General features: G+C 65.0%; 21 protein-coding genes. 11 read left to right on the forward strand and 10 right to left on the reverse strand.

What is annotated here, in order from left to right; all coding sequences use genetic code 11:
• Positions 1 to 22: 22 nt before the first annotated feature.
• The 3 genes from ACE103_RS40915 to ACE103_RS40925 all read right to left on the reverse strand — a co-directional run bounded on the left by ACE103_RS40915 (position 23) and on the right by ACE103_RS40925 (position 4,168).
• Positions 23 to 1,537, reverse strand: a complete 1,515-nt coding sequence (locus ACE103_RS40915; RefSeq protein ID WP_375777563.1) for an amidase — start codon at positions 1,535 to 1,537, stop codon at positions 23 to 25.
• Positions 1,538 to 1,731: 194 nt separating this feature from the next.
• A complete protein-coding gene (locus ACE103_RS40920) occupies positions 1,732 to 2,895 on the reverse strand; it encodes a substrate-binding domain-containing protein (protein ID WP_375777564.1) in 1,164 nt (387 codons plus the stop codon).
• A 91-nt stretch (positions 2,896 to 2,986) separates the two neighbouring features.
• Positions 2,987 to 4,168, reverse strand: coding sequence for a substrate-binding domain-containing protein (locus ACE103_RS40925; RefSeq protein WP_375777565.1), 1,182 nt, complete (start codon positions 4,166 to 4,168; stop codon positions 2,987 to 2,989).
• A gap of 178 nt (positions 4,169 to 4,346) precedes the next feature.
• Here ACE103_RS40925 and ACE103_RS40930 point away from each other — a divergent pair, with 178 nt between their 5' ends.
• Positions 4,347 to 4,790, forward strand: a complete 444-nt coding sequence (locus ACE103_RS40930) for a MarR family winged helix-turn-helix transcriptional regulator (protein ID WP_038387042.1) — start codon at positions 4,347 to 4,349, stop codon at positions 4,788 to 4,790.
• 21 nt (positions 4,791 to 4,811) lie between these two features.
• Here ACE103_RS40930 and ACE103_RS40935 read toward each other — a convergent pair whose 3' ends face one another.
• On the reverse strand, positions 4,812 to 7,247 hold the full coding sequence (locus tag ACE103_RS40935; RefSeq protein WP_375777566.1) for a hypothetical protein: 2,436 nt from the start codon (positions 7,245 to 7,247) through the stop codon (positions 4,812 to 4,814).
• A gap of 350 nt (positions 7,248 to 7,597) precedes the next feature.
• On the opposite strand from ACE103_RS40935, the gene ACE103_RS40940 reads away from it, so the two are divergent.
• Complete coding sequence (locus tag ACE103_RS40940) at positions 7,598 to 8,032, forward strand: VOC family protein (RefSeq protein ID WP_375777567.1); 435 nt, start codon at positions 7,598 to 7,600, stop codon at positions 8,030 to 8,032.
• A gap of 58 nt (positions 8,033 to 8,090) precedes the next feature.
• On the opposite strand, the gene secA is transcribed toward ACE103_RS40940, so the two are convergent.
• Positions 8,091 to 10,955: a preprotein translocase subunit SecA gene (gene secA, locus ACE103_RS40945; RefSeq protein WP_375777568.1), complete on the reverse strand. Its 2,865-nt coding sequence runs from the start codon at positions 10,953 to 10,955 to the stop codon at positions 8,091 to 8,093.
• Between the two features lie 379 nt (positions 10,956 to 11,334).
• On the opposite strand from secA, the gene ACE103_RS40950 reads away from it, so the two are divergent.
• Entirely contained in the window at positions 11,335 to 12,273 is a 939-nt protein-coding gene (locus ACE103_RS40950; protein WP_212311945.1) for a peptidylprolyl isomerase, read from the forward strand.
• A gap of 262 nt (positions 12,274 to 12,535) precedes the next feature.
• A complete protein-coding gene (gene argJ, locus ACE103_RS40955) occupies positions 12,536 to 13,777 on the forward strand; it encodes a bifunctional glutamate N-acetyltransferase/amino-acid acetyltransferase ArgJ (protein ID WP_375777569.1) in 1,242 nt (413 codons plus the stop codon).
• A 288-nt stretch (positions 13,778 to 14,065) separates the two neighbouring features.
• Here argJ and ACE103_RS40960 read toward each other — a convergent pair whose 3' ends face one another.
• Positions 14,066 to 15,415, reverse strand: a complete 1,350-nt coding sequence (locus tag ACE103_RS40960) for a TadE/TadG family type IV pilus assembly protein (RefSeq protein WP_375777570.1) — start codon at positions 15,413 to 15,415, stop codon at positions 14,066 to 14,068.
• A 175-nt stretch (positions 15,416 to 15,590) separates the two neighbouring features.
• On the opposite strand from ACE103_RS40960, the gene ACE103_RS40965 reads away from it, so the two are divergent.
• Complete coding sequence (locus ACE103_RS40965; RefSeq protein WP_207834513.1) at positions 15,591 to 16,001, forward strand: (deoxy)nucleoside triphosphate pyrophosphohydrolase; 411 nt, start codon at positions 15,591 to 15,593, stop codon at positions 15,999 to 16,001.
• 304 nt (positions 16,002 to 16,305) lie between these two features.
• Here the strand turns inward: ACE103_RS40965 and ACE103_RS40970 are convergent, their stop codons facing one another.
• Positions 16,306 to 17,181, reverse strand: a complete 876-nt coding sequence (locus tag ACE103_RS40970; protein ID WP_375777571.1) for a methyltransferase domain-containing protein — start codon at positions 17,179 to 17,181, stop codon at positions 16,306 to 16,308.
• A 78-nt stretch (positions 17,182 to 17,259) separates the two neighbouring features.
• Here ACE103_RS40970 and ACE103_RS40975 point away from each other — a divergent pair, with 78 nt between their 5' ends.
• From ACE103_RS40975 to ACE103_RS40995, 5 genes are read left to right on the forward strand one after another with little or no spacing between them, the layout of a single operon-like run.
• Positions 17,260 to 18,069, forward strand: a complete 810-nt coding sequence (locus ACE103_RS40975) for a ComF family protein (RefSeq protein WP_375777572.1) — start codon at positions 17,260 to 17,262, stop codon at positions 18,067 to 18,069.
• A 30-nt stretch (positions 18,070 to 18,099) separates the two neighbouring features.
• Positions 18,100 to 18,372: a glutaredoxin 3 gene (gene grxC, locus ACE103_RS40980; protein ID WP_375777573.1), complete on the forward strand. Its 273-nt coding sequence runs from the start codon at positions 18,100 to 18,102 to the stop codon at positions 18,370 to 18,372.
• Positions 18,372 to 19,250: a carbon-nitrogen hydrolase family protein gene (locus ACE103_RS40985; protein ID WP_375777574.1), complete on the forward strand. Its 879-nt coding sequence runs from the start codon at positions 18,372 to 18,374 to the stop codon at positions 19,248 to 19,250. Before grxC ends, ACE103_RS40985 begins: the two co-directional genes overlap by 1 nt.
• Positions 19,247 to 19,717: a DUF1178 family protein gene (locus ACE103_RS40990; protein ID WP_375777575.1), complete on the forward strand. Its 471-nt coding sequence runs from the start codon at positions 19,247 to 19,249 to the stop codon at positions 19,715 to 19,717. Before ACE103_RS40985 ends, ACE103_RS40990 begins: the two co-directional genes overlap by 4 nt.
• Positions 19,714 to 20,142 (forward strand): EamA family transporter, encoded by a 429-nt coding sequence (locus ACE103_RS40995; protein WP_375777576.1) that lies wholly within the window; start codon positions 19,714 to 19,716, stop codon positions 20,140 to 20,142. Before ACE103_RS40990 ends, ACE103_RS40995 begins: the two co-directional genes overlap by 4 nt.
• Before the next feature lie 14 nt (positions 20,143 to 20,156).
• Here the strand turns inward: ACE103_RS40995 and ACE103_RS41000 are convergent, their stop codons facing one another.
• The 3 genes from ACE103_RS41000 to ACE103_RS41010 all read right to left on the reverse strand — a co-directional run bounded on the left by ACE103_RS41000 (position 20,157) and on the right by ACE103_RS41010 (position 22,627).
• Positions 20,157 to 21,056 (reverse strand): EamA family transporter, encoded by a 900-nt coding sequence (locus ACE103_RS41000; RefSeq protein ID WP_375777577.1) that lies wholly within the window; start codon positions 21,054 to 21,056, stop codon positions 20,157 to 20,159.
• 318 nt (positions 21,057 to 21,374) lie between these two features.
• Positions 21,375 to 22,145: a bifunctional 2-polyprenyl-6-hydroxyphenol methylase/3-demethylubiquinol 3-O-methyltransferase UbiG gene (gene ubiG, locus ACE103_RS41005; RefSeq protein WP_375777578.1), complete on the reverse strand. Its 771-nt coding sequence runs from the start codon at positions 22,143 to 22,145 to the stop codon at positions 21,375 to 21,377.
• A 14-nt stretch (positions 22,146 to 22,159) separates the two neighbouring features.
• On the reverse strand, positions 22,160 to 22,627 hold the full coding sequence (locus ACE103_RS41010; RefSeq protein WP_375777579.1) for a PH domain-containing protein: 468 nt from the start codon (positions 22,625 to 22,627) through the stop codon (positions 22,160 to 22,162).
• Between the two features lie 208 nt (positions 22,628 to 22,835).
• Between ACE103_RS41010 and ACE103_RS41015 the strand changes: the two genes are divergently transcribed.
• The gene (locus ACE103_RS41015; RefSeq protein WP_375777580.1) at positions 22,836 to 24,092 is read left to right on the forward strand and encodes an aspartate kinase; all 1,257 of its coding nucleotides are present in this window, start codon (positions 22,836 to 22,838) and stop codon (positions 24,090 to 24,092) included.
• The last annotated feature ends 163 nt before the right edge of the window (positions 24,093 to 24,255 follow it).

Genomic DNA, 24,255 nt, shown 5'->3' on the forward strand with positions numbered 1-24,255 from the left:
TGCGTCTGCGACAAGCGGCGCCTCACATCTTCTTCCAGTCGCCGGCCTGCTCGAAGGCGTGCGCGGCGCGGTAGATGGTGGTTTCCTCGAACATCCGGCCGACCAGCATCAGGCCGACCGGCAGCCCGTCGACCATGCCGCAAGGCAGCGACATCGCCGGGTGATGGGTGATGTCGAACGGCGCGGTGTTGGAGATCATCTCCAGCGCGCGGGCGACATATTCCTCACGGCTGGCATTGGCCTCGGGCAACTTCGTCGCCTTCATCGGCGTGGTCGGCATCAGCAGCAGATCGTAGTCCTTGAAGGCCTTGTCGTAGGCCGCGGTCAGCCGGCGGGAGATGTTGAGCGCCTTGCCGTAGAAGCGCGGACCGAAATTGTTGTTGATGTAGGTGCCGAGCATCATGAACAGCTTCGTGGTCTCGGACAGCGAATCCGCCTGGCGGCGCCAGCCACGATGGAAATCCATCAGCGAGGTCGAATAGAGGTCGCCGCGGCTGAGGCCGTAGCCGTCGCCGAACATCATGGTCTGGGTCAGGCCTTCAGTGCCGATCGGAGTCCAGATCGCGCCGCCGAGCATGTGCATCGGGATCGATACCGTCTCGATGCTGGCGCCGAGATCCTTGAAGCGCTTGGCCGCTTCACGCACGCTTTCATTCACCGCGGCCTCCGCGGTCGGCTGCTCAAAACCTTCCTTGACGATGCCGATCTTCATGCCCTTGATGCCCTTGCCGAGCGCCTTGGTGTAATCCTCGACCTTCGGCGCCTTGATGCGCGGATCATAGCCGTCGTCGCCGGCCAACACCTCCAGCAGCAGCGCGTTGTCTTCCACGGTCGCGGTCATCGGGCCTGTGTGGTCGACGTAGATCTCGATCGGCATGATGCCGGTGTAGGGCACGAGGCCCCAGGTCGGCTTCATGCCATAGGTGCCGCAGAACGAGGACGGCATGCGGATCGAGCCGCCCTGGTCGCCGCCGATCGCCATGTCGACCTCGCCGAGCGCGACCACCACGCCGGAGCCCGACGACGAGCCGCCGGCCGAATAGCCCATCTTGTGCGGATTGTGCACGGCTCCGTAGGAATTGGTGTGGCTGCCGCCGGACAGGCAGAAGTGCTCGCAATGCACCTTGCCGGCGATCTCGGCGCCGGCATCCAGCATACGGGTGACGATGGTGGCGTCGAAATCGGGCACGTAGCCCTCGAGCGTCGACGAGCCGTTGGTCATGGGCACACCGGCCAGCATGATGTTGTCCTTCAGCGCGACCGTCTTGCCCTTGAGCTTGCCGGAGGCCGCGCCCTTCACCGTCGACTTGCGGTACCAGGCGTTGTGCTTGTTGTCTTCCGGCGCCGGACGATAGCCGGGCGTGCGCGGATATTTCACTTCGGGCAGCTCGTCCGGCATCGCGGCGACGAGGTTGTAGGCATCGACCGAGCCCTGCATCAGGCCGCGGAACGAGGCCACGTCCTCATCGGTCAGGGACAGGCCGCACTGCTCGGCGACGGCACGAAGTTGCGTTGGCGTGGGAAGGACGACGGTCACGGCGCTCTCCTGAAGCTTTTGATCCTTGGATTTTGATTCCTGGATCGGATCCCTTGGACATCCTTGGGCACGAAGCAGCGGCGGCGCGTTTGACCCGCGCGAACCGCCCACCCCGTTGCCGTATTGAAAACGGAAATATTTTCCTTTTCAAGTATTATTTCATGGATCGGTTAGGCATGCTGTCGCATCCGGCGTCAGATCGCCTTGATCACCTTGAAGTCGAGGCCGTCGGCTTCGGCGAGATACATCGGCATCCTGGCGTGGCCGCTACGGACTGTGACCGGACCGCGCGGGCCGCGATAGACGAGGTTGTCCGCCGCCGCGAGCAGCGCCCGCAGGTCGAGCGTGCCGGCGCGGTTGGCGGCAGCCTCCAACAGGCAGAAGCCTTCATAGGCAGACTCGCCGCACGATCCGACCGGCGGCGCGAACGCCCCGAACATCGCGCGATAGCGGTCCCTGAAATCGTCGCCGGCCTGCGAGCCGACGGATGGGAAATAGCCGGAGGCGCAGAACAGGTTCTCGGTCTTGTCGGCGCCGATGCCAAGCAGCGCGGTTTCGTCGAAACAGCCGGCAAAGCGCAACGTGGTGGCGGCGAGCCCGGCGTCGGCGAAGGCGCGGTTGAAGGTCACGCCGTCGGTGCCGATCAGCGAGATCAGCACGACGTCGGGCTTCGCCGCGCGGATCCGCTCCAGATGCGCCGCGTGATCGTCCTCGCCGACCGGCACGAACTCCTCGCCGACCACAAGACCGCCGGTCTCCTTGATGTAGCGCTTCACGGCGCGGTGCGACTGCCAAGGCCAGACATAGTCGCTGCCGATCAGGTACCAGCGCCTCGCGCGCTTCGCCTCGGCCAGCCAGTGGATCGACGGCCGGTTCTGCCAGCGCGGCGTCTCGCCGATCGCAATCACGCCCGGCGTGCGCTCACCGCCCTCATAGACCGGCGTGTAGATGTAGGGGATCTTGCTGCGGGTGATGAGGCGACGCAGCGCGACACGCACCGCGCTGGTGTGCATGCCCATGATGAGATCGACCTCGTCGGAGGCGATCGCCTGCTCGGCGCGGTCGACCACCTCGTCGAGCGGACCGCCGGCGTCGTAGACTTGGAACTCGATCTCGCGGCCGAGGATGCCGCCGCGCCGGTTGAGTTCCGCAACGGCGAGCTGCGCGGTCGAGGTCGCGGCGGGTGCCCACATCCCGGGCGAACCGGAGCAACAGAGAAAGCCGCCGATCCGCAGCCGGTTGCGCGCGCCGCGCGGACCGAACCCGCCGCGATCCATCGGCGCAAGCAGGCGATCCGACGCCGCCGACGCCAGGTTCCTGAACAGCAGGGATGGCGGGAACGGGAGGTCTCTTGCCATGACGTTCGACGTCGAATGCACACCTGCTCCTGTCCGGCACCGGCACGCCGCTGACGGCCTCGCCCTCGCCCTTGCGGGCGACGGTGCCACGCTAGATCGTCCTGATCACATTGAAGTCGAGACCGTCGGCCTCTGCAAGATAGATCGGCATTTCGGCACGGCCGTCGCGAATGGTCACAGTGCCGCGGGCGCCGCTGTAGACGAGGTTGCGCGCCGCAGCAAACAACGGGCCCGTCGACAGCGAGCGGGCGCGGTTGGCCGCCGCTTCGAGAAAGCGCATCCCCTCATAGTTGGACTGTCCGACCGAGCCGATCGGCGGCGCGTGCGCGCCGAACATCGCTCGGTAGCTGGTCTGGAACTCGTCATTGGCGCGCGAATCGACGCAGCCGAAATAGCCGGAGGCGCAGAACAGGTTCTCGGTCGCGTCCGGCCCGATGCCGAGCAGCACGGTCTCGTCCATCGCGCCCGCATAGCGCAGCGTGGTGGCGGCGAGCCCGGCTTCCGAGAAGGCGCGGTTGAAAGTGATGCTGTCGGTGCCGATCAGGGTGATCAGCACGACATCGGGCCGGGCGGCCCGAATCCGCGCCAGATGCGGCTCGTGATCGTCCTCGCCGAGCGGGACGAACTCCTCGCCGACCACCTGGCCGCCGGCCTCCTTGATGTAGCGCTTCACCGCGCGATGCGACTGCCAGGGCCAGACATAGTCGCTGCCGATCAGGTACCAGCGCTGCGCCTTCTTGGCCTCGGTGAGCCAGTGGATCGCCGGACGGCTTTCGGCGCGCGGCGTCTCGCCGATCGCCATCACCCCGGGCGTCCGCTCGCCGCCCTCATAGACCGGCGTGTAGACATAGGGGATGCGGCCGGCCGTGACCTTGCGCAGCGCGAGGCGGACCGCGGAGATATGCGAGCCCATGATCACGTCGATCTCGTCGAACGCGATCGCCCGCTCGGCGCGGCGTACCACCTCCTCGATCGGCCCGCCGGCGTCGTACATCGACAATTCGACCTCGCGGCCGCGGATGCCGCCGCGCCGGTTGATCTCGGCGACCGCGAGCATGACGCTGTTGGCCGAGATCGGCCCCCAGATTCCGGGCGCGCCGGAGAAGGTGATGAAATTGCCGATTCTAAGCTTGCTGTCGGTGCCGCCACGGCGCGAGGAGCCCGGCTTGACGGTCAAAGCGAAATCGGCCGCGCAGGACGACGGATTTCGAAACAGGTGCGGCGGCGCGACGAGCATGCCGCCATACGCCTGGAAGGAGACCGTCGAGAGCACGCCAACTCCTGTCTGGGAAGCAGTACGCAACGCAGCCAGCGGGCGGTCGCGGCATCCGCCCCTTGGTTGGGGGAATATCCTAGGGGAAAATATTGAATATTCAACAATTGAAGTGCATATAGAAATGGCATGAGTTGCCGGACATTCATTCACCGGGTCAGGAACCAGGTCTCACGCCGTGGCTAAACCGCCGAAAGAAAATTCCCCGATCACCGAACACCTCACCTACCTGCTCGCGCAAGCCAACCGGGAGATCAACCGGCAGTTGGAGACGCGGCTGGCCAAGGAAGGCGTGCCGGTCGAGCAGTGGCGCATCCTCAAAGTGCTGTCCGACGGCAACGGACACTCGATGGGCGAGCTTGCCGACGCGGTGCTGCTCAACCATCCGACGCTGACCAAGATGATCGACCGCATGGTGTCGGACGCGCTGGTCTATCGCGTGCAGGATCCCAAGGATCGCCGCAAGGTGCTGATGTTCGTCTCCGATCGCGGCAAGGCGCTGTGCCGCCGGCTGAACTCGCTGGCGGTGAGCCAGGAAGAGCACATCGTCGAGAGCTATGGCGACAAGTCGACCACCGAGCTCAAGCGGCTGCTGGAAAGCCTGATCGGCAGCGCCAACTGAGGCAATAAGCAACAGCCTCCGCTACGACGCCACCTCGTCCTGCGCCACCAGGCCTGCCGGCCCGACCGGCGTGAGGGCGTCATCAGCGACCGGATGGGCCAGCCGGTTGCCGACGATCATGATCGCGCACACCACATAGCAGCAGACGCCGAGTGCGAATGTCGTGGTGATGCCGAACTGGATCGACAGCGCCATGCCGAGCACGGACGCAAGCATCGAGGTGATGCCGTTGGTGCTCCAGAAGAAGGGCAGCAGCCCGTCATGCCGCCGCCAGATGCCGAGGCCCAGCGGGAACATCATGCCCATGCAGAAAGCCGGCGGCGCCAGCAGCGCGACCGACACCAGGATGCGGATGTCGGTCGGCGCGGAGCGCGCCCAGGCGGTGACGGCCGGCGTCAGCAGGCCTGCGGCCACCAGCGTTGCGACCAGCGCCACGAGGCGAGCGATCAATATGGCCGGCCGCGCAGGCGCGGCACCCACCGTGGCGCTGCCGATGCCGCCGAACAGCAGGATCGTGAACAGCACGACGCTGAGCCCGTAGACGGGGTGGCCGAGGAACACCATCAGCCGTTGCATCTGCGAAATCTCGATCAGCATGAAGCCCATGCCGATCGCCGCGAAATAGGCCACCGGCGGCACCAGTGTGGCCGCCGGCATCCGCCGCATCAGGCGCGCGAAGGGAATGCCGATGTAGAGGATGCAGATGCCGAACTGGAAGACGAGCACCCATTTGATGATGCCGAGCGCTGCGTTGTTCTGCGCCTCGAAGCCGTTCTTGAGGAACAGATCGGCAAGTCGCGCGGTATAGAAGAAGAACGGCTTGTCGTCGGTCGAGGCCGCGATGTTTACCGGCAATGAATCAAGGAAGCGCTGGTCGGCCTTGCCCGATAGCAGAGCCGAGGTGACACTGTCATACGCGATGTCAGGCCCGAGCAGCAGCTTGAATCCCCGTGTTTCCAGCCGCTCGCGCGCGCCCTGCCATTGCGCCGCCGTGAACGCCTCGGGCCGGGTCATGACCGTGACGACGCTGCCGACATTCGCCGCAATCACATGCTGCGACAGTTCGGTCATCGGCACGCCCTGATGCTGCAACGCCTCCGCCGCGATCGCAATCAGGCGATAGAACTCGCCGCGATAGGCCGTTGGTTCGTACCAGCGCGATACCGAGAGCATGCCGCCCGGCTTCAGCGCGCGGAAGAAGTCGTCCCACGCCTCCACGGTGTAGAGCCGGTTCTCGGTCAGCGTCAGCCCGCCGGCTGCGGTGGCGGCCCAGGTGTCGATCAGCGAGATCTGGATCAGGTCGTAGCGATCGGGCGAGTGGTTGATGTAGCTGCGCGCTTCGGCATTGACCAGCGACACGCCAGGCTGGCGATGGAGATGGCCCGAATAATCGGCGAACTTGTCGGTCAGCACTTCGAAGATCGCGGGATTGATTTCGATGCCGTGAATTCGCTGCGCGCCGAAATACAGGCCGGAGAGGATGTCGCGGCCGCCGCCGACGCCAACCACGGCCACGTCGCCCGGCCGCTGCTGCACCAGATAGGGCGCGTTGATGACGTCGTCCTTGAGATAGGAAACCTTGGTCAGATCGCCGGAGAAGCGGGTGATCGGTGTCGCCGCGTCGGCATCGATGTCGAGATAGAGCTGCTCGATCCTGGTATCCGGGGTGCGCGAGAACGACCAGCCGAACGGAGTCGAAAGCCCGAGATCGGTCACGCGGATGCGCGAATAGGTGTTCCAGCGCTCGAACAACGTTCCGGTCTGCTCGGTGCCCTTGGCCCAGATCACGCCAAGATGGCTGCTGCCGGTTGCGGCAAGCGCGGTGTGGACCGCGGCGAGCGCGGCAAGACCAAGCGCGGCGTTGCGGCTCAGGCGCACATCGCTTCGGCCTTCGCCGTGACGGACCACGAACCAGCCGACGGCCGCGGCGCAGGCGCCGATCCACAGCGTCGCGCTGACCGGATCGATCACCAGCAGCACGAAGATGATGCCGAGGCATCCGACCGCGGCGCCGACCAGATCGGCAGCGTAAAGCCAGCCGCCGACGTTGGGCAGCCGGGTCAGGAGAAGCGTGATGCAGATGCCGCCCTCGGCGAACGGGATGGTGAAACCCAGCGCGACCACGGCGAGCGCAGACATGGCATATGCGCCGGGCACGACCAGCGGCGCATACAGAAAGGCGCACATCACGACGACGCCGCTGATCGCGAACCGCGCGGCATGGCGGGCAAACTCCGGCGCCACACGCGCCGGCGCATAGCGGGCCGAATCCTCATAAACCTTCATTGCACCGCGCGTCAGCCCGAACATCGCAAGCGCGATGGCCCCGAAAGCGAAGTGGTAATGCACCATCACGCTGAAGAAGCGGGTGATCAGGATCTGATAGGCCAGCGTGGCCGACGCCAGCACGAAGATCGCCGGATAGTAGCGGCCGGGCATAGTCGTCGCGGTCTGCAAGGCGCGGCCTCCGGATCGAGCCTTGACCAAAGAGACGCTTTGATGCGCGTTGGCGGCTCACCCGACGCGCCCGGCAATATTGAAGCACAGAGCACTAACAAGTGATTGATTGGACGAACCAATACCGACGTTGGGTAGTGGCCGGACCGGCCGCGGGCTTAGCGCAGGGTTACCGGGGCTCCAAAATCGCGAAAAATACCGCCTTACCGGCAGACAGCCGTGCCGGGAGGCTCAACAAAAAGCCGGTCAACATGTCGGAGTGCCGGTCGCGGGCTCGTCCTCCGGATGCGCGAACGCTGTGCGCGCGGTTCCGGCTCATCCTCCTCATCGATCACAAGGATTTCCCCGTCATGACTTCGATCACGCCGTTCCTCTGGCTCGACAACAACGTCCGCGACGCCGTCGCCTTCTACAAATCGGTGTTCCCGAACGCCGAGATCGAGACCGTCAGCGACTTCATGGCGAGTTTTGAGCTCGAGGGGCAGCGGTTCTACGCGCTCAATGGCGGGCCGCAGCACAAGTTCAACGAGGCGGTGTCGTTCTTCCTCAGCGTCGAGACCCAGGAGCAAGTGGATTATTTCTGGGAGAAGCTCACCGACGGCGGCCAGGAATCGCGCTGCGGCTGGCTCAAGGACCGCTTCGGCCTGTCCTGGCAGGTGATCCCGACGGCGCTGAGCCGTTATCTCGGCAACCCCGACCGCAAGGCGGCCGATCGCGCGATGCAGGCGATGCTGAAGATGCAGAAGATCATCATCGCCGATCTCGACAAGGCGTTCGCCGGCTGACGGCGATGCGCCTCGACGGCGGGCCAGGCGCCCGGCGCGTCAGGACTTGCGACGGCTCTTACGCGTACCGCCCGTGGCAGTGCTTGTACTTCTTGCCTGACCCGCAGGGGCAGTCCTCGTTGCGGCCGACCTTGCCCCAGCTTGCCGGGTCGTTCGGATTGCGGTCGGCGGCGGGCATCCCTGGCGCCAGCGAGGCCTGCGCGTAGGTGGCTTCGGTCAGGCGGGCCTGGGCGAACTCGTCCTCGCCGGTGTTGGGATCGAGCTTGTGCGCTTCCATCGGCGGCAGCGGCATCGGCGGCTCCTCCGGAGGCACGATCTCGACCCGCATCAGCTGCGCGGTGACCGCCTCGCGCAGATGCGCGCTCATCTCCTGGAAGAGATTGAAGGCTTCGGTCTTATACTCCTGCAACGGATCGCGCTGGCCGTAGCCGCGCAGGCCGATCACCTGACGCAGATGGTCGAGCATGATCAGATGCTCGCGCCAGAGATGGTCGAGCGTCTGCAACAGGATGGTCTTCTCGACGTAACGCATCACGTCGGGGCCCCATTGCGCGACCTTGGCCGCCATGCGCTCGTCGACGTGATTCTCGATGCGCGTCAGCAGCTCCTCGTCGGCGATGCCCTCTTCCTTGGCCCATTCGTCGACCGGCAGGTCGACATCGAGCACGCGCTTCAGCTCTTCCTTGAGGCCCGCGGTGTCCCACTGCTCGGCATAGGCGTGCTCGGGGATGTGCTTGGCGACCACGTCCTCGACGAAGGCATGGCGCATGTCGGTCACGGTCTCGACGACGCTGTCGTCCTTCATCAGGTCGATGCGCTGGTCGAAGATCACCTTGCGCTGGTCGTTCTGGACGTTGTCGAACTTCAGGAGGTTCTTGCGGATGTCGAAGTTGCGCGCCTCGACCTTCTGCTGGGCCTTCTCGAGCGCCTTGTTGATCCAGGGATGGATGATGGCTTCGCCTTCCTGCAGGCCGAGCCGTTGCAGCATGCTGTCCAGCCGATCGGAGCCGAAGATGCGCATCAGGTCGTCTTCCAGCGACAGGAAGAATTTCGAGCGGCCGGGGTCGCCCTGACGGCCGGAACGGCCGCGCAGCTGATTGTCGATACGGCGGGATTCGTGGCGCTCGGAGCCGATGATGTAGAGGCCGCCCGGCTTCTTCACGGTCTTGGCTGGCTTGTTGCCCTTGGCGGGCTCGACCTCGAAATCCTCTTCCGCCTTCAGCACGATCTCGCGGAAGCGCTCGATGTCGGCCTTGATCAGCTCGATCTTCTTGGCCTTCTCGGCTTCGTCGGTGATCGCGGCGGTCTCCTGCTGGATCCGCATCTCGAGCGAGCCGCCGAGCTTGATGTCGGTACCGCGGCCGGCCATGTTGGTCGCGATCGTGATCGCGCCCGGCACGCCGGCTTCCGCGACGATATAGGCTTCCTGCTCGTGGAAACGCGCGTTCAGCACCGCGAACAGCTTTGCCGGCTTGCCCGCGCGGGCCGCAGAATAAAGCTTGTCCATGCCGGACTCGGAGCCGAAATCGATCTGCTTGTAGCCGTGCTTCTTGAGGTACTCGGCCAGCACTTCCGATTTCTCGATCGACGCCGTGCCGACCAGCACCGGCTGCAGCCGCTTGTTGGCGCGCTCGATCTCGGCAAGGATCGCGGCGTACTTCTCGTTCTGGGTGCGGTAGACCTCGTCGTCCTCGTCGAGGCGCGCCACCGGCAGGTTGGTCGGGATCTCGACGACCTCGAGCTTGTAGATGTCGAACAGTTCGTCGGCTTCGGTCAGCGCCGTGCCGGTCATGCCGGACAGCTTCTGGTACATCCGGAAATAGTTCTGGAAGGTGATCGAGGCCAGCGTCTGGTTCTCGGGCTGGACCGTGACGTGCTCCTTGGCTTCCAGCGCCTGGTGCAGGCCTTCCGAATAGCGCCGGCCCTGCATCATGCGGCCGGTGAACTCGTCGATGATGACGACCTCGTCGTCTCGGACGATGTAATCCTTGTCGCGCGTGAACAGCGTGTGCGCGCGCAGCGCCTGGTTGACGTGATGCACGACGGAGACGTTCTCGACGTCGTACAGCGAGTCGCCCTTGAGCTGGCCGGCGTCGCGCAGCAGGTTCTCGAGCTTCTCCATGCCGCCTTCGGTCAGCGTCACCGTGCGCTGCTTCTCGTCGACCTCGAAGTCGTCCTTCTTGACGAGCTTCGGCATGAAGGTGTCGATGGTGTTGTAGAAATCCGAACGGTCGTCGAGCGGGCCGGAGATGATAAGCGGCGTGCGCGCCTCGTCGATCAGGATCGAGTCGACTTCGTCGACGATCGCGTAGAAATGCTCGCGCTGGACCATGTCCTCCAGGCGGTACTTCATGTTGTCGCGCAGATAGTCGAAGCCGTATTCGTTGTTGGTGCCGTAGGTGATGTCGCAGGCATAGGCGGCCTTGCGCTCGGCATCGTCGAGGCCGTGCACGATCACGCCGGTGGTCAGCCCCAGGAACGAATAGATCTGGCCCATCCAGCCGGAGTCGCGGCGGGCGAGGTAGTCGTTGACGGTGACGACATGGACGCCCTTGCCGGCGAGCGCGTTGAGGTAGACCGCGAGGGTTGCAACCAGCGTCTTGCCTTCGCCGGTCTTCATCTCGGCGATGTCGCCCTCGTGCAGCACCATGCCGCCGATCAGCTGGACGTCGAAATGGCGCTGGCCGAGCGTCCGCTTGGCCGCCTCGCGCACCGTGGCGAAGGCCGGAACCAGCAGGTCGTCGAGCGTCTTGCCATTGGCGAGCTGCTGCTTGAACTCGGCGGTGCGGGCCTTGAGCTCATCGTCCGTCAGTTTGACGATTTCGGGCTCGAGGGCGTTGATGGCGCTGACGCGGGACTGATACCCCTTGACCCGGCGGTCGTTAGAGGAGCCGAAAAACTTGCGGGCGAGCGCGCCGATCATGCGAAATTCCTGTTCTTCGGTCTCGAGTTCGGTCTTGGTTCAGTGTTGAATTTCGGTCTTGGAATACAGCCTGAGATGGTCCGCCGGATTGCCTATCAACTCACCGTGACGCGCTACGGTTCGAGCCCCGGCCCGGAGCTCCTCCGCCAATTGAGTGGGAAACAGGCCATCCTGGGTTCAACGGCGAAAAACGCAGCAAAATAAGCGCTCTCACCACTGACACGGTCGGCCAGAGATATGGCCCGGTCGGGGGGTTGTCAACGCCGCCAAGATGTCAAGGAATTCATCATTTTGACAAGACTTTCGCGTTGCCAATGTAACACGATTGGGCGAGTGTCCGCCCCGCTCGAGCTTCCCCCCTTTAGACCAAGGATTTTGCATGACCACCTCGCCTCCGGAAACCAAAACCGGCCTGCGCCTCGGCCTCGCCACCCTGGCCGCCACGGGCTGTCTTGTCGCAGTGCTGGCTGCCGGCCTCCCGGTCCGCGCCGCGGAATCCGACCCGGTGCTGGCGAAGGTGAACGGTTCCGAGATCCATGCCAGCGACGTGGCGCTCGCCGAGGAGGAACTCGGCCCGAGCCTGCAGCAGATGGACCCCTCGACCCGCAAGGACAACGTGCTGTCCTTCCTGATCGACATGAAGATCGTGTCCAAGGCCGCCGAGGACAAGAAGATCGAGAACAATGACGACTTCAAGAAGCGGCTCGCCTTCACCCGCAACCGCCTGTTGATGGACAGCCTGCTTGCCAGCGAGGGCAAGGCCGCGACCACCGACGACGCCATGAAGAAGGTCTATGAAGAGGCCTCCAAGCAGATCACCGGCGAGCAGGAGGTGCGCGCCCGCCACATCCTGGTCGAGACCGAGGACGAGGCCAAGGCGATCAAGGCCGAGCTCGACAAGGGCGCGGACTTCGCCGAACTCGCGAAGAAGAAGTCCAAGGATCCCGGCGCCTCCGATGGCGGCGACCTCGGCTTCTTCACCAAGGAGCAGATGGTGCCGGAATTCTCCGCGGTCGCCTTCACGCTCGAGCCGGGCAAGATCTCCGATCCGGTCAAGTCGCAGTTCGGCTGGCACATCATCAAGGTCGAGGAAAAGCGCAACCGCAAGGCGCCCGACTTCGAGCAGGTGAAGGCCCAGATCGAGACCTATGTGACCCGCAAGGCCCAGGCCGACTATGTCGCCAAGCTGCGCGAGGCCGCCAAGGTCGAGCGCCTGGACAAGCCGGCCGAGACGGCCAAGGACGCGACCGCGCCGGCCGATGCCGCCAAGGACGCGCCGAAGCCCGCCGACAACAAGATGGCGCCGGCGAAGAAGTAAGCTCCAGAGCGAAAGCAGTTGCGATGGCCGGGCATGTCCCGGCCATTTGCTTTTTGAGGTGCGTTTGTAGCCCGGATGAAGCGAAGCGAAATCCGGGGCAGACCATCCACGGTGACAGCGGCCCCGGATTACGCTGCGCTCCGTCCGGGCTACAGACGTCTCTTTGAACAATTGATGACAGCGCGTTCGCGCCCGAGCCCTCTCCCGCTTCAGCCGGCGAGATGTTATGCAGCGCTTCCCTCCCCGTAGCCGGAAGCCTCCCATGTCCACCGCCGTCTCCCCCCTCGCCCCGCCTGACGTTCCCGAGATGCCCGTGATCGCGGGTGTGCGGCTTGCGACCGCTGCCGCCGGCATCCGCTACAAGGGCCGCACCGACGTGCTGCTCGCGCTGATGGACAAGGGCACCACGGTGGCCGGCGTCTTCACCAAGTCGAAATGCCCGTCGGCGCCGGTCGAATGGTGCCGCGCCAAGCTGAAGGGCGGGGCGGCGCGCGCGCTGGTGGTCAATTCCGGCAACGCCAACGCCTTCACCGGCAAGACCGGCAAATCGTCGACGGCATTGACCGCGCAGATCGCGGCGAAGGCGGTCGGCTGTTCGACGTCGGATGTGTTCCTTGCCTCCACCGGCGTGATCGGCGAGCCGCTCGACGCCACCAAGTTCGACGGCGTGCTGGCGCAGCTCGCGGAGACCGCGACCCCCGATCTGTGGATGGACGCGGCCAAGGCGATCATGACCACCGACACCTTCCCGAAGGTCGCCACCGCGACCGTGAAGCTCGGCAAGGCCAAGGTGACGATCAACGGCATGGCCAAGGGTGCCGGCATGATCATGCCCGACATGGCGACCATGCTGTCCTTCGTCTTCACCGACGCGCCGCTGTCGGCGGCCGTGCTGCAATCCCTGCTCAAGGCCGGCGTCGAGGACACTTTCAATGCGCTGACCATCGACGGCGACACCTCGACCTCGGACACGCTGCTCGCATTTGCGACCGGTGCTGCGGCGGCCAACGGCGCGCCGAAGATCTCGCGCGCCAGCGACCCGCGCCTGAAGGCCTTCACCAAGGCATTCCAGCAGATCCTCGCCAATCTGTCCGAGCAGGTGGCGCGCGACGGCGAGGGCGCCCGCAAGCTGGTCGAGGTGGTGGTCGAGGGTGCCACAACAAAGCCGTCGGCGCGCAGAATCGCGATGTCGATCGCCAATTCGCCGCTGGTGAAGACCGCGATCGCCGGCGAGGACGCCAATTGGGGCCGCGTCGTGATGGCGGTCGGCAAGGCCGGCGAGCCCGCCAACCGCGACAAGCTCTCGATCTCCTTCAACGGCATCCGCGTCGCCAAGAGCGGCGCGCGCGATCCGTCCTACAATGAGAAAGAGGTATCGGAGGCGATGAAGGCGCCGAAGATCCAGATCAAGGTCGCGCTCGGCCTCGGCAAGGCGAAGGACCGCGTGCTGACCTGCGACCTCACAAAGGAATACGTCGCGATCAACGGCGATTACAGGTCGTAGCCGCTTTCCCAATCACCTCCGTCGTTGCGAGGAGCGAAGCGACGAAGCAATCCGCCCGTCCGTATGTGCGGTGAGATGGATTGCTTCGCTTCGCTCGCAATGACGGTGTAAGTCCCGTCATTCCCGCGCAAAGGCTTCGCCTTTGTCGCTGGAGGTGCGAGCGGAGCGAGCCTCGAAGGATGCACGGCCTGAATGCATCAGCGCTGTGAGGGAGTTGGGCCGTCGACCCTTCGAGACGGCCGCTACGCGGCCTCCTCAGGGTGACGGGGAGAGATAAGACTCGCGGCCTTAACTACTGATCCGCGCGTCGGCGACCGCCTTTTTGAACAGTGCGTTCATCGCGTCCGCGATACCTTGGGTCGGGCTGACCTCGAAATAGAAACCCGGCGACGCACAGGTCTGCATGTTCTGCGCGATCTGGCTGTTCGGCGAGGGGCCGAACGGACCCTGATTGAACGGATCGATCCAGGTCATGTACCAGTTGTTGGTCGGCAGCTGCAGATAGGTGGTGTAGAGCACCGCGATCTTGATGTTGCGCTTCTTGATCGCATCGCAAAGCGCCGGATTGATCGGCGACTGGCAGCGATTGCTGCCGGTGATCGGTTTCAGGCAGCTTGTATTCGGCTCGTCGGCGACCCCGTCGGATACGAAGAACAGATATTTCAGCGGCGCCGACGACGTGCCCGCGCCCGGGTTTGCGATCGCATTGTTGATCTGGGGAAAGATCGCGGTGAACTGGCTGTCCTTGTCCGCGGTGTAGGAATCGTTGTTGCCGTAGACGCCCATCAGATCGATGTTGCCGGCCGCCGATTTTGCGCTCGACAGGCTCGACGACAGCGAAAACAGGCTTCGCAAACCGTAGGTCGCCGAGGACGCGCCGAAGTCATAGATCGCCATGCGGAACTGGCTCGAATAGGTCTGGGTCGCCGCCGCGGTATCCATTAATTGCTGGGTCGCGCTGCGCAGCACGTCGATCCGTGTCGTGACGCCAAGCGATTTCGCCAGATTGTAGTAGTTGTTGGGGTCGTTGTAGTCGTGGCAGGCGAAGGCGCATTGGTCGTTCGGCTTGAAACTGTTGCCGGTGGTGGCCGTGACGAGCTTGGCGACGTCCGTCGGCGTCGCGCCGACGCCCATCGACGGCGAGTTATCGAGCAGCAGGTAGAAATCGATATAGAGCGGCATGTTCGCGGTCGAGGTCGAGGTGCCCGACACCGACACCTTGCTCCGCCCCAGCACGCCGAGGAACATGGTCGGGACGTCGGCGGTGAATTGGACCGTCGAGGTGATGATGCTGCCGCTCTTGGTCATGGTCGGCGTCACGTTGGTCAGCGTGAAGCCGTTCTGGTTGAAGATGTTGCCGTTGAAGATCTTCTTCGCGTCGGCTTCTCCCGCCGAGATCTCGCCGTCCGAGGTCATGGCGCCGGCCGCGATGAAGCCGGGCGATGCCTTGGCGACCGATCCGACGCTCGCCGCGTCGGCGGCGGAGATCAGCTTGCTACGGATCTGATTGGCGCGGGAATAGTCGACCGCGCATCCGACCGCGACGAGCAGCGGCAGCAGGGCCAGGCCGAAGATCATCGCGATGTTGCCGGAGCGATCGCGGCGAAAACGGCTGACGGTCCGGAGCAAGGTGTGCATGGGTTATATCGGCAGAGAAATTGATGGGCTGATAAATCAGGACCTTCACCCTGCCGGTAGCGCATTAAGGCCGACTTATCGCGAATGCAGAAAAAGCGCACCGGCACAAATCGTTTGGCTGACGGCGCGTTGCTGGTTAATGAAAGCTTGCAGATGAGAAGGACATTCCAGCTACATGGCTGACATCAAGCTGACCCTCGTCGTCGCCTGCGCGCTGGTCGACGCCGACAAGCGCGTGCTGCTGGCGCAGCGTCCCGAAGGCAAGGCACTGGCGGGCCTGTGGGAATTCCCCGGCGGCAAGATCGAGCCCGGCGAGCGGCCGGAGCAGACCCTGATCCGCGAGTTGCACGAGGAGATCGGCATCACCGTGAGCGAGCCATGCCTCGCGCCGCTGACCTTCGCCAGCCATGCCTACGAGACCTTCCATTTGCTGATGCCGCTCTACATCTGCCGCCGCTGGGAAGGCATGGCGGTGGCACGCGAGGGCCAGAACCTCGCCTGGGTCCGCGCCGGCAAGCTGCGCGACTATCCGATGCCGCCGGCGGACATTCCGCTGCTGCCGCATCTCATCGACCTGCTGCTGTGATCTGCTTCGCCTCCCCGCTTGCGCGGGAGGGGCGGCTATCCAAAATATCGAAAACAACCCCATGCACAGTAGCCGGCGGCGGCCGGCATTCGACCTGGCGACTTGACGCGTCGGGCAACTCACCGGCCCGCGAACATCCCGCTGCTGCCGTATCTGATGGATTTGCTGCTGTGATCTCTTCACCCTCCCCTGGAGGGGGAGGATCGATCCGCATGAAGCGCATCGGAATGCGGATCGAGGTAGGGTGACGGTCTCTCAACACGGGCACTGCTCGAGTTGAGAGACCGTCACCCCACCCCGCCGCTCATTTCATTCGCGTCGACCCTCCCCCTCCAGGGGAGGGTGAAGTGCCCTTCACCGCAGCTTCCAGACTCGCCCTCGCCGAACCCGGCTTGAGCGGCTTGGGTTGGCTCTCATGCGGCGCCCAGCCGGACAGCCAGACGATGTCGAAGGTGGCGCGGATACGTCCGTCGGGATCGGCGAAGCGCTCGCCGTAGATCTGCGCCATCCGCAGCATCGTGGCGCGGCGGGTCGGGGTGTGGCGGCGCTCGCGCAGCACATTGGTGGCGCCCATGCGCCTGAGATCGGCCATCACGGCGAACGCGCTGGCGTAGCGCACCACGACGCGGTCGACATCGGTGACCGGCAGCGCAAAACCGGCCCGCTGCAACAGCGCGCCGATATCGCGCAGATCGGCGAACGGCGCGACGCGCGGCGACACCCCGCCCTCGCACTCTGCCTCCGCCGCGGCAAAGCTTTGCCTGAGCTCGGTCAGCGTATCGCCGCCGAGCATCGCCGCGAGCAACAGCCCGTCCGGCTTCAACGCGCGGCGGATCTGCGTCAGCACGCCCGGCAGATCGTTGACGAACTGGAAGGCGAGCGCAGAGACCGCGAGGTCGAGCGACTCCGGCGGCAGGCCGAGCGCTTCCGCCTCGCTGAAGCCGATCGGGTCGACCGAGCCGACACGCCCGCGCAGGGCGTCCGCAAGCCCGTCTCCCGGCGTCCAGATATCGGCCGCGGAAGAAAAGCCGCGCGACACCGCCAACAACCGGTCCGCCATGTCCTCGGTGGCCCGCTCGAGCAGGAACGTCGCCGCCCCCGCGGCCTGTGCGCGCGCCAGCCGCGCGCGGAGCGATGCGCGATCGAACAGGACGGGAGCCGTGGCTGGGGTCGTTGCCATGCCGGCTGGTTACGCCGGACGGCCGCCGCAGGCAATGCGCCTTGAGCCCGCTCGGCTCAAACGCTAGCCTCATCGGCCATGGACGCCGAGGCATCACCGACACGCTCCATTTCCGGTCACATCCAGCGGGCGCTCGGCGCGGTCGGGGGCGCGTGGCTGCATACCGCACGGCTGGCGCTCGACATCGCGCTGCCGACGCTGTGCGTGTCCTGCCGCGAGCCGGTTCATGGCGAGGGTGTCTGCGCGGCCTGCTGGGCCAAATTGTCGTTCATCGCGCCGCCATTCTGCCCGCGGCTCGGGATTCCCTTTGTCTACGATCCAGGTCCCGAACTGCTGTCGATGGAGGCGATCGCCAATCCACCGTCCTACAGCAGAGCCCGCGCCGCGGTGCGCTATGACGACGTCGCACGCACCCTGGTGCACGCATTGAAATACCAGGATCGCACCGATCTGGCGCCGACAATGGGCCGCTGGATGGCGCGCGCGGGGAAGGAATTGCTAGCAGATGCCGATATGCTGGTGCCGGTTCCCCTGCATTGGCGGCGCGGCTGGAGCCGGCGCTACAACCAGTCCGGCGCGCTCGCCAAGGTGATCGCGCGCCAGAGCGGCGTTAAAATGGTGTCCGAGGCGCTGCGGCGCACCCGCGCCACCGAGCAGCAGATCGGGCTGTCGCGCAAGGACCGCGCCAGCAATGTGCAGGGCGCATTCGGGGTCGCCGATGAACGCAAGGCTGACATCCAGGGCCGCCGCGTGGTCCTGGTCGACGACGTCCTGACCTCTGGCGCCACAGTGGATGCCTGCGCACGGGCGCTGTTGCGCGCCAAGGCCGCGCAGGTCGACGTGCTGGTGTTTGCCCGGGTTGTCGATACCCACCGCGCTCCCATATAATCTGTAACTTCTGGTTCAACCGAGCACACCATGACCGCTGCCATCGAAATCTATACCCGCCCCGGCTGCGGTTATTGCACCGCGGCCAAATCGCTTTTGACACGCAAGAACGCCGCGTTCACCGAATTGAGCGTCGCCAGCAACCCGGCGTACCGCGACGAGATGTACGATCGCGCCGGCGCGGGCTCGACGTTCCCGCAGATCTTCATCGACCAGACCCATGTCGGCGGCTGCGACGAGCTCTACGCGCTCGACCGCGAGGGCAAGCTCGACGGCCTGCTCAGCAACGGAGGCGGCGCCTGATGAGCACGGACAACATTTTCACTGCCGCCATGGTGCAGATGCGCACCGGATTGCTGCCGGAGCCCAGCCTCGAGCAGGGCACGCGGCTGATCCGCGAAGCGGCGGCGCAGGGCGCCAAATACGTGCTGACGCCCGAGGTCAGCAACATGATGCAGCTGAACCGCAAGGCGCTGTTCGAGCATCTGGCCAGCGAAGAGGACGACAAGTCGCTGCAAGCCTATCGCGCGCTGGCCGCCGAACTGAAGATCCATCTGCATATCGGCTCGCTGGCGCTGCGCTACTCGCCGGAGAAGGCGGTCAACCGCTCGTTCCTGATCGGGCCCGAGGGCAATGTGCTCGCGAGCTACGACAAGATCCACATGTTCGACATCGATCTGCCGGGCGGCGAGAGCTATCGCGAATCGGCCAATTACCAGCCCGGCGAGACCGCCGTAATCTCCGACCTGCCCTGGGGCCGGATCGGATTGACGATCTGCTACGACGTGCGTTTCCCGGCGCTCTATCGCGCACTCGCCGAAGCCGGCGCGTCGTTCCTCACGGTGCCCTCCGCCTTCACCCGCAAGACCGGCGAAGCGCACTGGCACACGCTGCTGCGCGCCCGCGCTATCGAGACCGGCTGCTTCGTGTTTGCGGCGGCGCAAGCCGGCCTGCATGAGAACAAGCGCGAGACCTTCGGGCATTCGCTGATCATCGACCCCTGGGGCGGGATCCTCGCCGAAGGCGGCGTCGAGCCGGGCGTATTCCTGGCCGAGATCGACCCGACGAAGGTCGAGACCGCGCGCAAGACTATCCCTTCACTTCAGCACGGCAGGCGTTTCGGCATCGCCGACCCCAAGGCCGGCCCGGAGCATCTGCACCTCGTCCGGGGTTCGGCATGATCCGCTACACGCTGCGCTGCGAGCGCGGCCATCAGTTCGAGAGCTGGTTCCAGAGCTCCTCGGCCTATGAATCGCAGGAGCGGCGTCACCTGATCGATTGCCCGTCCTGCGGCTCCGACAAGATCGAGCGCGCGATCATGGCGCCGCAAATCGTCAGCAAGAAGGGCCGCGAACGGGCTCTGCCGGCGCCGGCCGCGCCCGTCGAGGCACCGCCTGCCGAATCGACGTCGCTGATGATGGCGCAGGAGCGCGAGCTGCGCAGCAAGCTGAAGGAACTGCGCGACCACATCGTGAAGAATGCCGACAATGTCGGCGAGCGCTTTCCGAACGAGGCGCGCAAGATGCATTACGGCGATATCGAGCATCGGCCGATCTACGGCGAGGCCTCGCCCGAGGAGGCGCGCGCGCTGATCGACGAAGGCGTCGAGGTCTCGCCGCTGCCGACGCTGCCGGAAGACCGGAATTGACCGCGACCTGGCAGGTCTGGGCGTTTCTTTCGGCCATTTTCGCGGCGCTGACCGCGATCTTCGCCAAGGTCGGCGTCGAGGGCATCAACTCCGATCTCGCCACCCTGATCCGCACCGTGATCGTGCTGATCACGCTGTCGGCGATCCTGTTCGCGACCGGACAATTCACCCAGGCCGGCCCGATCTCGGGCAAGAGCTGGCTGTTCCTGCTATTGTCCGGGCTCGGCACCGGCGCGTCGTGGATCTGCTATTTCCGCGCACTCAAGCTTGGACCCGCCACACTTGTCGCCCCGATCGACAAGCTCAGCGTGGTGCTGGTGGCGCTGTTCGGCGCCGTGTTCCTTGGCGAGCGCCCCTCACCCTACGGCTGGATCGGGATCGCGCTGATCTCGGCAGGGGCCGTGCTGATCGCGGTGAAGGGTTAGAGCATTTTCGCGAACTACGCGGCGATCAGCAGCGCGACGCCGATCACGATCAGGACGATGCCGATCACCTCACGCAGCGAGAACGGCTGCTTGAGCGAGAAATACGCCACGCCCTGCGCGAACAGCACTTCGATCAGCGCCAGTGTGCGTACATTGGCGGCGGCGGTGAGTGCGAACGCCAGGAACCAGAACTGCGAGGAGAACGCGCCCATGAAGCCCGCGAACATCGACGGCCGCCACAGGCCGAGGATCTTTCGCAGCACGTCGGGCGCGCGCAGCAGCAGATAGACCGACAGGATCAGCGTCTGGACGAACAGGCTCCACATCAGCGTGTAGGAGGCCGCCGTCACAAACGAGACGCCGGGCACGGCAATGATCGCGCCGCGAAAGCTCACCGCCGAGATCGCGAACACCGCGGCGGCGCCGAGGCCGAGCACGGTCGGGCGCAGATCGGCAAAACTCTTCTGCCCGCCGGGCCGCAGCGCGGTGACGACGACGCCGATGGTGGCGATCACGATCGCGATCACCTTGGGCGTCGTCAGATGGTCGCCGAGGAAGATGAAGCCGAAGATCGCGGTCTGGATCGCCTCGGTCTTCATGTAGGCCGTGGTAACCACGAAGGAGCGGTCGTTCATCGCCAGCAGCATGAAGCCGGTGCCGACGATCTGGCTGAGCGCGCCCGACAACAGCCACGGCCAGAACGACGACGCCGGCCACGGCACGCGATCGCCGGTCAGCAGCACCGCCAGCGCGAAGAACACCACCGCGAACGGCAGCCCGAACAGGAAGCGGATATTGGTCGCGCCCCAGGTCCCGAGTGGCCCGGTCAGATGCCGCTGCATCGCATTGCGCGCCACCTGCCCGAATGCAGCGACGATGGTGAAGGGGATCCAGAGCGAGGCGATGGCGAACATGCGGGATGAGGAAAGTGCGCCGGGGCTGGGGTACGCGCACAACGTGCCCGGCGCGACGAATGCGGTCAATCGAAACGGCGCATGACTGGATTGCGCTCGGGCCGCAAACTCACTGTCGTCCCTGCGAAAGCAGGGACCCATAACCACAGGGAGTGGTTTGAGGCACGATGGTTGAACGGGCGACGAGACGGATGGTGTCGATCGGATTCGGAAGCAGCCCCTGAACTGAGATCGCGCTCAACAACCGGAGCCGGTGGTTATGGGTCCCTGCTTTCGCAGGGACGACACCTATTGTGTGGCCGAGACCGTGGCTTCAGCTCACGTCTCCTCCGCCACCACCATGTAGTTCACGTCCATGTCGGACGAGACGCTCCATTTGTCGGCGAGCGGGTTGTAGACCACGCCGGCCTGTTCGGTGACGGTGAGATTGACGTCGCCGAGATAGCGTTCGAGCTCGGCGGGGGTGACGAACTTGCTCCACTCATGGGTACCGCGCGGCAGCCAGCGCAGCACGTATTCGGCACCGACGATCGCCAGCGCAAAGCTCTTCCAGTTGCGGTTCAAGGTCGAGACCACCATCAGCCCGCCGGGCTTGAGCACGACGGCGCAGCGCTTGATGAAGGCGCCGACGTCGACGACGTGCTCGACCACCTCCATCGCCAGCACGATGTCGAAGCGCTCGCGGACGTCCATGTCCTCGATCGTGGTGCAGCGGTAGTCGATCGACAGGTGCCCCTTGTCGGCGTGCAACTTCGCGGCTGCGATGTTGGTGGCGGACGGATCGATCCCGATCACCTGGGCGCCGAGCCGCGTGAACGGCTCGCACAAGAGGCCGGCGCCGCAGCCGATGTCGAGCAGGCGCAGGCCGGACAGGCAGCTCAGGCTCTTGGCGTTGCGCTCGAACTTGCGGCAGGCGGCGTCGCGGATATAGGTCAGGCGCAGCGGATTGATCTTGTGCAGCGGCGCCATCTTGCCGCGCGGATCCCACCATTCATCCGACAGTTTTGAGAATTTCGCCACCTCAGCCGGATCGACCGAGTGCGCGGAGGCATTGGCGGAGGAATTTGAAAGAGTTGTTTGCGTAGCCATGATTGCGCGCGCCCCTATCGCGCGGTGATCGAATTGCGGAACGCCAGCGGCGAGGCGATGGTCTTGATGGTCTCGATGCCCTCGCCGACGCCGCGGATGGTGACGTCGCCATAATTGAGCAGGCGCCCCATGATGCTCTGGTTGACGTCGACGCTCTCGACCTTGTCGAGGCTCATCTCGAAGGTGCGCCGCTTGATGAAGCCGCTCTTGTGCACCACGCGGAAATTGGTGACGTCGGTTTCCGTGGTCCACCGATGGAACCAGGCCGCGCCGGTCCAGTACAGCGCCGCGACCGCGACCACGGCGGCGGCCGCCAGGCAGGCCAGCACCAGGGCGTCGACCGTCGTCATCCGGGACAGGATCAGCAGCGCCAGCACCACGATCCAGGCTGCGATCGCCGGCAGATAGAACATCCAGTGCGCATTAGTGGAATACAGCAGCTTCTCGCCGGGCTGCAGGATTTCGTCGATATAGCGTCCCATCCAATCCCGCCTTCGAATTACCCGCGAGTCACCCTTGCGCCACAGCCCGCCGGCAACCGGCAAAACACCCCCAAAAGACCTTCCGGGGACCCCTACCAACCGGCTTGCCCCCGGGCGCGGCGCTATGTATACGCGCCTTTCGGTGCCCGCGCTTGCGGTTTTCGGCGTGGGTTAACCTACTTATCCTCAAAGGAATAGACGCGTCGTCATGGGCCGCCTCGTGATGAAATTCGGCGGTACGTCCGTCGCCAATATCGATCGTATCCGCAACGTCGCCCAGCACGTGAAGCGCGAGGTCGACGCCGGCCACCAGGTCGCCGTCGTCGTCTCCGCGATGTCCGGCAAGACCAACGAACTGGTGGGCTGGTGCACCGAGGCCTCGCCGATGCACGACGCGCGCGAATATGACGCGGTGGTCGCCTCTGGCGAACAAGTCACCTCGGGGCTGCTTGCGATCGTGCTGCAGGGCATCGGCATCCAGGCGCGCTCCTGGCAGGGCTGGCAGATCCCGATCAAGACCTCGGACGCGCACGCTTCGGCGCGCATCCTCGATATCGACGGCAGCGAGATCATCGACCGCTTCAAGGAACGCAAGGAGGTCGCTGTCATCGCCGGCTTCCAGGGCATCAACCCGCAGTCCGGCCGCATCACCACGCTCGGCCGCGGCGGTTCGGACACCTCGGCGGTGGCGATCGCGGCTGCGCTGAAGGCCGACCGCTGCGACATCTACACCGACGTCGACGGCGTCTACACCACCGACCCGCGCGTGGTGCCGAAGGCGCGCCGGCTCGACAAGATCGCATTCGAGGACATGCTGGAGTTGGCCTCGCAGGGCGCCAAGGTGCTGCAGGTTCGCTCGGTGGAACTCGGCATGGTGCACAACATGCCGATCTTCGTGCGCTCCAGCTTCGACAAGCCAGAGGATATCGACCCGCACGCCAACCAGCCGCCGGGCACGCTGATCTGCAGCGAGGAGGAAATCATGGAAATGCACGTCGTCACCGGCATCGCCTTCTCCAAGGACGAAGCCCAGATTTCCGTGCGCCAGATCGAGGACAAGCCCGGCGTCGCCGCGGCGATCTTCGGGCCGCTCGCGGATGCCAACATCAATGTCGACATGATCGTGCAGAACGTGTCGGAGGACGGCAAGACCACCGACCTCACCTTCACGGTGCCGGCCACCGACTACAACCGCGCCAAGGACACCATTACCGCCGCCAAGGCCAAGATCGGCTATGTCAGGCTCGACACCGCGACCGACGTCGCCAAGGTCTCGGTGATCGGCAGCGGCATGCGCAGCCATGCCGGTGTCGCCGCGAAGGCGTTCAAGGCGCTGTCCGAGCGCAACATCAACATCCGCGCCATCACCACCTCCGAGATCAAGTTCTCGGTGCTGATCGACGCCGCCTACACCGAACTCGCGGTCCGCACGCTGCACACGCTGTACGGGCTGGATCAGGCGTAGGGTTTTCTCTCCTCCGTCATTCCGGGGCGCGCCACTTGGCGCGAGCCCGGAATCCATTTCACCGTGGGGGTTGGGGCCCGATGGATTCCGGGCTCTCGCTTCGCGAGCCCCGGAATGACGAGGGGATAGGCTTCCCGCCCCTCTCAGGGAACAAGCCGTCCTC

Origin of the sequence: Bradyrhizobium sp. ma5 (assembly GCF_042258955.1) — a bacterium.
Taxonomy (GTDB): Bacteria; Pseudomonadota; Alphaproteobacteria; order Rhizobiales; family Xanthobacteraceae; genus Bradyrhizobium.